Consider the following 11,810-nt stretch of genomic DNA (forward strand, 5'->3'; position numbering starts at 1 on the left):
TCCCGCAGGCGGGCGGTGCACCCGGGCCGGGACCCCTAGGCCGGCGTCTCGCCCGGGTCGATCTCGCCCATGGTGTAGCTGACGGCCTCCTCGAAGTTCATCCGGGTGCCCTGCTGGTAGGTCGTGAGATAGACGTCCTCGCCGAGCATCCGCTTGCACTCCTTGACGCACTGCTCGTGCTCGGTGCTGAAGAACGGCGAGCCGAACTGCGGCAGCCCGAACATCCGCCAGTTCGCCTGCGCCGCGCCGAGGATGCGCGCCCCCCGGGACGGGTCGCCCTGCTCGACGGCGAGCTGGGACAGCGTCTCCATCGCGAGGACGGCGCCCAGCACGTCGTGGAAGTGCCGCTTGATCCGCAGCGACTCCTGCGCGCTCAGCACGGCGTCTTCCCTGCGCCCGGTCATCCGCTCGATCGCCGAGGTCGCCCACACCGCGTACGAGCGCAGCCACAGCTCGCCGCGCTCCGAGCACAGCTGGCGGCAGTCGCGCAGCAGCGACTCGGCCTCGGTCAGCTCGTTCTGCTGGGTGAGCACGACCGCCAGCTCGACGATCGCGGGAAGCAGGCCGGGGTTCAGCTCTCGCCCGCTGCGGTGGAACTCGATCGCCACGCCGAGCAGCGCGGTCGCCTTGTGCAGGTCACCCTGGAGGAACGCGGCGGTGCCCTGCATCTTCGTCGCCAGGATGACCGCGATCGAGTCGCCCACGCGCACGGCGTCCGTGGCGCACTGCTCCGCCGCGTCCAGCGCGCCGGTGGTGTCCCCCTGGGCGCTTCGGACGTAGGCGAGCACCCACAGCGCCTTGCAGCGCTCCTTGCTCGGCTGAGGGCTGGCGTGCAGCGCCCGTTCCAGGTAGAGCCGCCCTTCGCGGGCGAAGCCGCAGGCGACCCACATGAACCACAGGGAGGACAGCAGCTCCAGACCCGTGCGCGCCTCGGCCGGGTCGTGCAGGCAGTAGTCCAGCGCGGCCCGGATGTTGTCGTGCTCCTGCCGCATCCGCCCGAACCAGTAGACCTGGCGGGGACCGGACCAGGCATGATCGCCCCGCTCGGCGAGCTGCAGGTAGTAGTCGCGGTGGCGGCGGCGGACCCAGTCGGTCTCGCCGAGCTTGTCCAGCCACTCCTTGCCGTAGTGGCGCAGGGTGTCGATCAGGCGGTAGCGGACCCCCGCGCGCTCATTGCTGCTCAGCAGGATCGACTTCTCCACCAGGCCCGAGACCAGGTCCATGACGCTCTCGGCGGGAAGGTCCTCGCTGGCGCAGACGTAACGGGCGGCCTCCAGTTCGAAGTCGCCGGAGAAGATGGACAGGCGGGCCCACAGCAGCCGCTCCGCGGGCTCGCACAGCTCGTGGCTCCAGCCGATGGCCGCCCGCAGCGTCTGGTGGCGGGGCAGCGCCGTGCGGCTGGCCCCCGCGAGGAGGCTGAAGCGGTCGGTCAGCAGCGTCAGGATCTGCTCGACCGACAGCGCCCGGAGGCGGACGGAGGCGAGCTCGATGGCCAGCGGGATGCCGTCGAGCCGCCGGCACAGCTCCGACACCGCCGCGATGTTGTCCTCGTCCACCGTGAAGCCGGGCACGACCGCGGAGGCGCGCTCGGCGAAGAGCTGGATCGACTCGTTGACGAACGGGCTCTCCGAGCTGTCGTCTCCCGGCACCAGCAGCGGGGCGACCGGGATCGTCTGCTCGCCCTGCACGCTGAGCGACTGCCTGCTGGTGGCCAGCACCCGCACGTGAGGGGCGTCGCGCAGCAACTGCTCCACCAACTCGGCGCACGGGACGAGGAGATGCTCGCAGGAGTCCACGACGACCAGCAGGTTGCGCGGCGTCAGCCACTCGGTGAGCGTCTCCACCTCCGGGCGGGCGGACTGGTCGGCGATGCCGAGCGCCGCGTTGACGGCGTGCGGCACCATGCCGGGATCCTGCAGCCGGGACAGGTCGACGTACCAGACGCCGTCGGTGAACTGGGGGGCGACCTGGTGGGCGATGCGCAGGGCGGTGCGCGACTTGCCGACTCCGCCGATGCCCGTCACCGTGACGAGGCGGGACTCCTGGAGGCGCTGCCTGATGGTGGCCAGCAGACGTTCCCTTCCGACGAAGCTGGTGAGCTCCGCGGGGAGATTTCCCTCTCTGCGCCATCCTGCCGGGGTTGCCATGGGCCGCCTCACGGGGGTCGTTCCGGCGTGCTGCCTGCTTCCGCATCGTACCCGCGCGAGCCGTTAGCTGTCCTTTGTGCCGCAGATGTACGCCCCAGATCTGATCTCAGGGGGACAGACGTACGTCCGAGCCTCCACCGCGGGGGAACAGATGTCCACCCGGGACGCCACTCTCGGGGACGAGGGACGTGTTGCGGGGGTGACGATCGCATTACCCCGCGGGCGCGTAGCATTGTGCCGTGACTGCGCATGAGCCGGATGATCTGCGTCCGGTGGACCTCTCAGAAGAGGGACTGCCGGTGCTGCCTGACCAGACGAGCGACGACACCGACCTCGGTTGGGGCGAGTGGCGCTCGTCCGACGACGTGTCCCGGTTGCTGGAGGAGCGCCCGCCGCACTGGGACTGACATCCGTCGTCAGGGCTCCGCGGGCATGCCCGCGGAGCCCTCGTCACGCCGCCGGCGCGGCGGGCACGCCCGTCAGGCGCCGACCGGGTCGGCCGACGGAGCCGAGCCGTTCATGGAGAGCACCCGCTCGCGGTCCGGCCGCTCGGGCTTGTCCGGGTTGTCCGGCACCACGATGGCGGGGAAGGTCCCGGTGTCGACGATGCCGTGCTCGTTGTAGGCCGTCTCGATCAGCGCGTGGGCGCGCGGCTCCAGCTTCCACAGCGCGCGGTACTCCCTGGCCGTGGCGGTCGAGATGCCGATCTCCCTGGCGATGTCGGCGGCCCGTGGGACGATCTTGCGTTCGATCTGGTTGTCCCAGTAGGAGCGGGCGGCACGCATGAGCGCGGCTCGCTGGGCCGTGTCGACCACCGGCGGGACCGAGTCGGGCTCCACCATCTCGGCCTCCTCGTCGTCGTCGGCGATGTAGGCCGCGACCGGGGAGGGGCCCACCGGCAGGGCGTGCCGCCTCTCCTCCTCGGGCTCGGGGGCCCACGGCACCGGGGGACGCAGGTCGATGAGCGCGTTCGTGTTGTACAGCGCGCCGATCTGCGACAGGAGCGCCTCCTGGCGGTCGGCGTCCACCGCGAGGCCGGTGTGCTCGACCGCCTGGTCCATCATGCGGTCGAGCCTGGCGAGCGCCACGCGCATCTTGCGGTCGGAGGCGCCGGCCTCGCGCAGCGCGCGGGCGCGCTTGGCGGCCAGGGCCACGCGGGTCAGCCTCCGGTGGGCGTCGACCTCGCTGGCGGTGCGGTCGCTGACCTCCGCCAGCCCGAGCCGGACCATGGCGCGTTCGGGGGTGATCCGCCACTTGATGCGCGAGCGGCCCGTCAGGCGGACCCGCTCGATGGCCATGCCGCGCTCCCACAGCCACGCGGCGACCAGCGGCGCGGCCAGCCGGAAGATCGCCTCGGCCAGGCTGCGGGCGTCCAGGCTGGACAGCACTGCGGACAGGCTCGTCAGCGCCCACACGGCGATGCCGTCGATGCCGGCCGAGTAGTTCTCCCGCATGTTGCGGCGGGCGCGCACCGCGCTGGTGATCACCGCGACTTCGATGAACGCGAACAGCAGGAGCCGCAGTGGGCCGTCGAAGCCGAGCACGTCGCCGGAGAACCGCCACATGCCCTGCGCGGACACCCCCGTGGCGATGCTGGCGGCGACGATGGTGAGGATGTCCTCCGCCGGGCGGTTCTCGGCGAACCGGCGGTAGGCGCGGGCAGCCGCCCGGTAGGCGGCGCGAAGGGTGAAGGACGCGAGGACCAGAACGACCAGGGCGGACACACAGATGATGGCCGTTTGACCCGGATGTTCGGATGCGAAAGTAGTTATCTGCTCGAAGGGGGGCATCAGTCTCTGTCCGTCGTTCTCGATGTCCGACAGGATTACCGAGAGGATCATTCCAGAATGTCGCCGAACTTGTTCGCCGAAACGGACATTCGTCTCCGGAAAGTCACCTTGCTCACCTGCCCCAGGGATGAGTGACCTGCGACCAATGTCCGGAAGTAGGGGACAGGTCGTCCGATCGCATCGCATGATGGTCCCGGCGCGTGGCGGTCACAGGATTTCCTGACTGGTGTGACCGGGCGAGGTCTGAATTCCACTCTCCCGCCACACCATCCGAAATGTGGCCGTTAATTGATATATTTCCCATTTGGGGTATTTGTCGGGCCGGCCGGGCACCGGGACGCCGTGCCGGTCAGGAGACCACGTCCTTGCGGCGGAAGCGGCGGAAGGCCACGGCGATCAGGATCGAGGCGTAGGTCACCGACAGGGCCGCGCCCTTGGTCATGCCGCTCCAGTCGAGCTCGGGGACCAGCGCGTCCAGCCAGGCGGTGCTCCAGAAGGTCGGCAGGAACTCCCGCACCACGCCGAGCGCCTCCACCGCCTGCAGGATGTTGCTCACGATGACCAGCCCGACCGCGCCGCCGACCGCGCCCAGCGGCGAGTCGGTGCTGACCGACAGCAGGAACGCCAGAGCCGCGACGACCAGCTGGCTCACCAGGGCGTACCCGATGACGATGCCGAACCGCGGCAGCACGGCCGAAGCCCCGATCACCTCCCCGGTGCCCGGCAGCCGGACGTCGTTCCAGCCGAAGGTCACCGTGCCGGCTAGCAGCGCCATCAGCGGCAGCACGATGACCGCCGTGGCCGAGAATCCGAGGGCGACGACCAGCTTCTGCCGCAGCAACCGGTCACGCGGCACCGGGGCCGCCAGCAGGTAGCGCAGGGACGACCAGCTCGCCTCGCTCGCCACGGTGTCCCCGCAGAACAGCGCCACCGCCACCACCAGCAGCAGCGAGGCCGACACCGACAGGGTGAACGCCGCGAAGTTCAGACCGCCCTGGGTGGCCAGGTCGGACAGCCGCAGGGAGTTCTGCTGCGCCGGCGCCGGGCCGAGCGAGAAGGCCACGACCAGGATCCACGGCAGCGCCAGCAGCAGGCCGAACATCACCAGCGTGCGGCGCCGCTTGAGCTGGCGCACGATCTCCACCCGCAACGGCAGCGTGCGCCCGGGAGCGTACGCGGCGCCCGTGGACAGTCCGGATGTCACGCCTTGTCTCCGATCAGGTCAAGGAAGACGTCCTCGAGACGTCCCTTCGAGCCATTGGACGGCGCCGCGCCTACGAGCAGGTCGCTGACCGGCCCGGTGGTGACCAGCCGGCCGCGGTGCATCACGACCACGTGGTCGCAGGTCTGCTCGACCTCCGCCAGCATGTGGCTGGAGACGATCACCGTCCGGCCGGCCGCGGCGTAGCGGATCAGGACCCGGCGCATCTCGGCGATCTGCGGCGGGTCCAGGCCGTTCGTGGGCTCGTCCAGCACGAGCAGGTCGGGCAGGCCGAGCATTGCCTGGGCGATGGCCAGTCGCTGGCGCATGCCCTGGGAGTAGGTGCGCACCGCCCGCTCGAGCGCCGCGCCGAGCCCGGCGATCTCCAGCGCCTCCTCCAGGTGGGCGTCGCCCTTCGGTCGCCCGGTCGCCCGCCAGTAGAGCTCGAGGTTCTCCCTGCCGGACAGGTGGGGCAGGAAACCGGGCCCCTCGACGAACGAGCCGAGGCGCGAGAGCACCGGCGCTCCGGGCGTCACCCGGTGCCCGAAGATGCGGATCTCGCCCGCGTCGGGATGGATCAGGCCCATCATCATGCGCATGGTGGTCGTCTTGCCCGCGCCGTTCGGCCCGAGCAGGCCGAGGACCCGGCCCTTGTCCACCTGGAACGACAGGCCGTCGACGGCGAGCTCGCCGTCGCGGTACCTCTTGGTCAGCCCGGTGATCCGCAGCGGCACCTCCGCCAGCTCCGGATCCGGCACGTCCGCGCGGCGGGCGCGCCCGAGGAGCAGGAGCGCGGCGGCGACGACCACCGCGGCGAGCGGAAGGGCCCAGGTCCACCAGCTCAGGCCGGGGCCGGCGGCCCGCAGCGACGGGTCGGTGGGCACGGTGAGCGCGGGCGAGGCGAGCCCGACGCGGTGGACGGCGGGCGCCGCGGGGGAGGCGTAGCCCATGTCCGTGGTGCTCAGCACGAGGCGAAGCCGGTGCCCGGCGTCGAAGCGGTGGTCGATGGCCGGAAGGGTGACCGAGACGGTGGTCCCGGCCTGGGTCGCCGTGACCCGGAAGGGGGCCACCAGCCCCTGCGGCAGCGCCGGGAGCTGCCCGCCCACGTCGTAGAGCTTGGCGAACAGCGTGACCTCGCCCTCGCCGTGCACCCTGACGTCGACCACCGGCGTGCCGGTGACCTCCAGCGGCGCGGAGAGCGGCGCGGACTCGAAGGCGGCGGCCTGGCCCGGCATGTCGATGGCCAGACCGCCCCCGCCGAGGCCGCTCAGCAGGCTCCCCATGCCCGGCACGGTCGAGATGGAGGCCGGTGAGCCGCCCGGCGGGCTGGCCACCTGCTGGTCGGGACCCGCCAGCGGGACCGACGTGCGCGCCGTGCCCGACAGGCCGGGATAGCTCCCGGTGCCGGCGTGGACCAGGACGGGACGGCGCGTGCCGGGGTCGCGCCCGCCGTCGCGGGTCACGGTGAAGGCGTCCCCGAGTGAGCCGCCGTCCTTCTTGAGCCAGTGGTCGAACCAGCCGATCGTGCGGTCGGCCACCCAGTCGGGCTCGCCGTCGCCGCCGTCGTGGCCGCCGGCGAACCAGGCGACCTCCACGGGGGCGCCGGTCGCCGCGATGGCCTTGGCGTTGGCGTCCGCGTGGGCGAGGGGGAACAGCGAGTCGTACTCGCCCTGGATGAGCAGCGCCGGCACGCGGATCTTCCCCGGCACCGAGATGGGGCTCGACCTGCGGAGGGTCTCGACGGCGGCGGGGGTGGCGCGGCCGGTCTCGGCCACCTGCTGGTACATCTGGCAGATCGCCGGCAGGAACCGCCCGCACTGGACCTCCTGGGCCCCGGCGACCGGGCCGGTGGACCCGGTCGCGTTCCGGCCGCCGCTGGATTGCCCGCTTGATCCGGCCGATCCCGGCCCGCTGGAGCCGGCGAGGAGCCCCTGGGCGCCCGCGCCCGGGGCGAGGGGGGAGTCCACGGCCCTGCTGAAGAACAGGCCGGCCCACATGCGCTTGAAGACGCCCTTCTCCGGGCCCTCGCCCGACGCGCCGGGGAACAGCGCGTCGGCCAGGTCGTACCAGGTGATCTGCGGCACGATGGCGTCGATCCTGCCGTCGTAGGCGGCGGCCATCAGCGTGATGGCCCCGCCGTAGGAGCCGCCCGCGACGCCGAGGCGGGGGTCTCCCGCCGCGTCGAGCAGCACCTCGGGCCGCCGGGCCACCCAGTCGATCAGCTGCTTGACGTCCTTGACCTCGTAGTCGGGGGAGTTGAGCGCGATCTGCCCGGTGGAGGCGCCGAAGCCCCTGGCCGACCAGGTGAGCACGGCGTACCCCGCCTGCGCCAGCCGTTCGGCCTGGTCGCGCACGCTCTGCTTGCTGCCGCCGAACCCATGGGCGAGGAGCACGGCGGGCGCCTTGCCGCCGCCTGCGGGCGGGAAGAACGTGGTGTCCAGCGTCACCCGCTGGTCATCGGCCGGGCCGTCGACGACCGGGATCATCTGGTCGATCGCCCGCACCGGCGGCGGTGACGGCCACGCGGCCCACACCACCGCGCCCAGCGCCAGCAGCGCCACGACGATCAACGCCACCGGTCGTCTCCCCCGAACCTTCATGGCGAGAGCCTACTGACCTGCCGCTGAGAGATCGCTGAGACACCGAGCCCGAGGTGGATCGCGGGTTATCTCGGGGTAACTCCCGATTGCGGAGCATGTCGGCGGACCGGCATCATTCTTGACGTGAAGCAAGGCGCAGGTAACGCAGGCATCAAGGCCAAGGCCGCCCAGGCGGTCCAATGGGCCCTTCCCTACTGGACACGGGGTGAGGCGGGCCGCGAGACGCCACCGGACCTGTTCCGCGTCCTGTACTTCGGATGGATCGGGGCCTTCGTCCTGAAGGTCCTCGGGGCCTCCTGGGACGTGTCGTGGCACTTCAAGTGGCTGCGCGACGACCTGGCGCCTCCCCACCTGCTCAACAGCGCCGGCACGGCCATCGTGGTCGCCCTGGTGATCGTGCACAGCTACACCGGGTACGGCGTGGACCGCATCGCGCAGCGGCTGATCCAGTGGGGCACCGGGATGTTCCTCATCGCGGTGCCCATCGACCTGATCAACCACAGGGTGAACGGCGTCGACATCACCTCGTGGAGCCCTTCGCACATGCTGCTGTACATCGGCACGGCGTTCATGATCGCCGGAGTGATCCGCGGGTGGTACCTCTACGCCCCCGAGGGCAGGCGACGCTCGATCGTCCTCGGCGCGCTATTCGTCTTCTTCCTGGAGAACACGCTCTTCCCGAGCGAGCACCAGGAGTACGGCGTGCTGGAGCTCGCCTCCTGGGACCGGGGGCAGCCGTACGCCGAGCCGAGCCTGATCCAGTTCGCCGCCAATCAGATGAAACGGCCCGTCGACCGGGGCATGGTGGAGCAGTTCTCGCTGCCCGTCCCGAGCTGGGTGTACCCCATGTGGTTCGGCATCGCGGCAGTGCTGGTGCTCGTGCTGGCCCGCGCGCTGGTCGGCCGCAGGTGGACCGCCACCGCGGTCGCCGGGGTGTACGTCGGCTACCGGGCCGTCATCTGGCCGCTGCTGGTCGCCGCGGACTTCCCGCCGTCGGCGGTGCCGTTCTTCCTGCTCGCCGCCGCCGTCTGCGTCGACGTGGCGTTCATGATCCGGATTCCGGCGGCACGGGCCGCGCTCGGCGCCGTCCTGGTCACCGGGGGAGTGTACGGCGGGCTCGCCCTGCAGGACCGCCTGCTGGAGGCCCCGCCCTTCCTGGTGGCCTCCGCGCCGGTCACCGCCGTCGTCCTCGGCGCGGCCTGGTACGGCATGGAGTGGTACCGCCGCAGGCACTCGGGCCGGCCGGAGACCGCGGCCTCCGTCCCCGTCAGCGCACCCGTCACTCCCTGAGAGTCATCCTCCGGGCCCGGTTCTCCAACGGAGCCGGGCCTGCGGCGTCCCGCTTCTCCAGTGGAGCCGGGCGCGTGGCGTCGAAGGAGTGAAGGGCGCCGGACGGTGGCCGGGACGCGGAGACCGGCCGAGCGCCGCGCGGGCCGGCGCCGGTCAGGCGACCGGGGCCCGGGTGAGCGCTACCGCCACCCCGTAGGCCACGCCCATCACCGCGACCTCCAGCACCGCCCAGGCCGCGAACGCCGTCGCCTTGCGCTGCGCCACGCCCGGCAGCAGGCGCCAGCGGATGTTGGCCGCGAGGAGGGCGATCGCCCCCACGCAAACGATCTTGGCGACCACGAGCTGCCCGTAGTGCGTGGTGAACAGCGACCCGGGCAGCCGGGTGGTCGGCGAGAGCGCCAGCTCCACCAGGCCGCTGAAGAGCCCGGACAGGCCGACCACCACCAGCGCCACGGCGGCCAGGCGCGAGAACCTCGGCAGGGCCCGGGCCAGCAGGTCGCGCCGCCGCGCCAGCAGCACGGCCAGGGCCACCAGCCCGCCGGTCCACAGCGACGCTCCGACGACGTGCAGCTCCATCGAGACCATGCTCAGGTCGTGCCAGTACCAGTTGGAGGCGTGCCCGCTGACCGGCAGCGGCAGCAGGCCGAACACCGCGACGACGACCCGCAGCTCCGCGGGCACCTTCTCGCCGAAGCGCACGGCCAGCAGGCCGAAGCACGTGTAGACCAGCGCGCACGCGGCGCTGATCACCAGGCCCTGTCCCGCGCCGATCGCCTCGACATAGGCCGCCGGATCTGGCGCCTGGCCGGGGGTGACCTCGGCCGCGCTGAGCACCATGGCCACCAGCGCCGCGATCGCCCACCCGAACGCCGCCAGCACCGCCCACGCGCGGGCCTTCGACAGGACGGGCTCGGAACGGCCGGGGTCCTCGAAGCCGAGCAGCCTCGGCAGCAGGCTGAGCCCGATGGCGGCGAGGGCGCACAGGTCCAGGACGAGGCGGGTGACCGGCAGGCCGTACTCGACCAGCGGCCCCGGGAGCGCGATCCCGGGCACACTCTCCGGCGAGGTCCACCACGTCGCGACCAGCAGAGCCACGAGCGCCGCCCCGCCCATCCCCCACACGGGCAGCCACCGCTCCCGGGCCCCGCTGGACGGCGCCTCCGAGCCCGCCATTCCCTCGAGGCCGGCCTGAGCGGCCGGGCTCGGCGCTGTGTCCGGTGCCTCGGCGATCTCGCCGGTGGTCTCGTCCGTGGTGCTCACGCGCCGGACCCCCTCGCCGGGCGTCCGTGGCGGGCGACGACCAGGATGCCGAGACCGGAGAGCAGCAGCGCGACCACGAGCAGGCCCCACACCCAGCCTCCGCCGCTCGCGGGGACCTGGGCCGTGGAGAGCGACCGCGAACCCGGCCCGGTGGCAGGTGGTGGCGCCGCTCCGTCAGAGGCCGACGGGGCGGCGGTCGGGGGCGTCGTGGCGGGGGTCTGGCCGGCCGGGCCGGTGACGGTGAAGGTGATCTTGCCGCTCACCGGGTGACCGTCGTTGGACACGATCTGGTAGCCGATGATGTACACCCCGGCCACGCCCGGGACCGGCAGCGCGGCCATCACCTTGGTGTCCACGACCTCCACGCTCAGCTTGGCGACGGTGCCGTCGGGGCCGGTCAGCGCCATATGGGCGAAATCCGCCCGGACCGGCTGATCGAAGGTCAGCGTCGCGCGGCCCGGCAGCGAGGCGAGCCGGGCCCCGTCCTTGGGGTCGCTGCCCGTCAGCACGTTGTGCGCCAAGGCGGGTGCGACCGCCACGGCCAGCGTCGCACAGGCCACCAGCAGGACCGTGAGTAGTCGCCTCACCGGGATATGACCTTTCCTTCGCTTGCATCAGACGCTGCCATCGTGCCACCTGCACGCCCCGGGAGGTGTCCGAGGGCCCTGCGACGAGGTCGTCGTAGCATGGCCGATGTGGAGCCTGGGCTGCTGTTCGACGGTGCGGCTGCGCATTACCGCCGATACCGCAACGATTACGGTGACGAGGTCATCGGCCATGTGGCGCGCGAGCTAGGCCTTGGCAAGCGTTCCCGAGTGCTCGACCTCGGCTGCGGACCCGGCACGCTGGCCATTCCCCTCGCGCGGTTCGCCGGCGCGGTCCTCGCCGTCGACCCGAGCGACGACATGCTCGCGGAAGGCGCGCGCCACGGCCCCGCCAACGTCCAGTGGCTGAAGGGCGACTCCAGCCGCCTCAGGGACCTGCCGCTCGGGCGCGTCGACCACACGGTCATGGGGCGGTCGTTCCACTGGATGGAGCGCGCCCGGGTTCTCGCCGACCTGGACGCCATGCTCCCGCCCGGCGGAGCCGTCGTCCTCCTCGGGCCGGGCCACGACCCCCGGGATCCGCCGTGGGAGCCGGTGGCGCAGGCCGTGCGGCACGGCTTCGAGCTGGAGACGCGCATGAGCAAGGAGTCCTTCCAGCAGTCGGGGCGGCACCACGACGACGTGCTGGCCGAGTCGCCGTTCTGCGACATCACCACGGCGTCGTTCCACCGCACGGTGCGGCGCGACACCGAGAGCGTGATCGGGCTGCAGCTCTCGTTCTCCTACTCCACGCCCGCGCGCCTCGGAGACCGGCTCCCCCGCTTCGTCGAGGCCCTCGGCCAGGCCCTGGCCGAGGCCAACCCCGGCGAGGTCTGGGAGGAACAGATCACCACCGAGGTCCTTGTCGCCCGCAGACCCTGAACTTCCCCAGCTGAGGGCTGCGGGGCGTGAGCTGGTCGGGGGGGTGGGCTGAGGGG

The 11,810-nt window shown here is 72.1% G+C and carries 9 protein-coding genes; 3 read left to right on the forward strand and 6 right to left on the reverse strand.

All coding sequences use genetic code 11. The annotated features are described in order from the left end of the window. Positions 1 to 35: 35 nt before the first annotated feature. A complete protein-coding gene (locus MYF83_RS31765) occupies positions 36 to 2,147 on the reverse strand; it encodes an ATP-binding protein (protein WP_248964441.1) in 2,112 nt (703 codons plus the stop codon). 239 nt (positions 2,148 to 2,386) lie between these two features. On the opposite strand from MYF83_RS31765, the gene MYF83_RS31770 reads away from it, so the two are divergent. Beyond that, positions 2,387 to 2,554, forward strand: a complete 168-nt coding sequence (locus MYF83_RS31770) for a hypothetical protein (RefSeq protein ID WP_248964442.1) — start codon at positions 2,387 to 2,389, stop codon at positions 2,552 to 2,554. Between the two features lie 72 nt (positions 2,555 to 2,626). Here the strand turns inward: MYF83_RS31770 and MYF83_RS31775 are convergent, their stop codons facing one another. From MYF83_RS31775 to MYF83_RS31785, 3 genes are all read right to left on the reverse strand, one after another. Continuing rightward, entirely contained in the window at positions 2,627 to 3,871 is a 1,245-nt protein-coding gene (locus MYF83_RS31775) for a hypothetical protein (RefSeq protein ID WP_248964443.1), read from the reverse strand. Positions 3,872 to 4,286: 415 nt separating this feature from the next. After that, positions 4,287 to 5,141 (reverse strand): ABC transporter permease, encoded by an 855-nt coding sequence (locus MYF83_RS31780; protein WP_248964444.1) that lies wholly within the window; start codon positions 5,139 to 5,141, stop codon positions 4,287 to 4,289. Then, positions 5,138 to 7,738 carry an alpha/beta fold hydrolase gene (locus MYF83_RS31785; RefSeq protein WP_248964445.1) on the reverse strand — a complete coding sequence of 867 codons (2,601 nt, stop codon included), beginning with the start codon at positions 7,736 to 7,738 and terminating at the stop codon, positions 5,138 to 5,140. The genes MYF83_RS31780 and MYF83_RS31785 overlap by 4 nt, the downstream gene beginning before the upstream one ends. A 123-nt stretch (positions 7,739 to 7,861) precedes the next feature. On the opposite strand from MYF83_RS31785, the gene MYF83_RS31790 reads away from it, so the two are divergent. Continuing rightward, the gene (locus MYF83_RS31790) at positions 7,862 to 9,028 is read left to right on the forward strand and encodes a hypothetical protein (protein WP_248964446.1); all 1,167 of its coding nucleotides are present in this window, start codon (positions 7,862 to 7,864) and stop codon (positions 9,026 to 9,028) included. Between the two features lie 153 nt (positions 9,029 to 9,181). On the opposite strand, the gene MYF83_RS31795 is transcribed toward MYF83_RS31790, so the two are convergent. Further along, on the reverse strand, positions 9,182 to 10,288 hold the full coding sequence (locus MYF83_RS31795) for a CopD family protein (protein ID WP_248964447.1): 1,107 nt from the start codon (positions 10,286 to 10,288) through the stop codon (positions 9,182 to 9,184). After that, positions 10,285 to 10,875 (reverse strand): copper resistance CopC family protein, encoded by a 591-nt coding sequence (locus tag MYF83_RS31800; protein WP_248964448.1) that lies wholly within the window; start codon positions 10,873 to 10,875, stop codon positions 10,285 to 10,287. The genes MYF83_RS31795 and MYF83_RS31800 overlap by 4 nt, the downstream gene beginning before the upstream one ends. Positions 10,876 to 10,974: 99 nt before the next feature. Between MYF83_RS31800 and MYF83_RS31805 the strand changes: the two genes are divergently transcribed. Beyond that, on the forward strand, positions 10,975 to 11,754 hold the full coding sequence (locus tag MYF83_RS31805) for a class I SAM-dependent methyltransferase (protein ID WP_248964449.1): 780 nt from the start codon (positions 10,975 to 10,977) through the stop codon (positions 11,752 to 11,754). Positions 11,755 to 11,810: the final 56 nt, after the last annotated feature.

This window comes from Sphaerisporangium perillae, assembly GCF_023276435.1.
GTDB lineage: Bacteria > Actinomycetota > Actinomycetes > Streptosporangiales > Streptosporangiaceae > Sphaerisporangium > Sphaerisporangium perillae.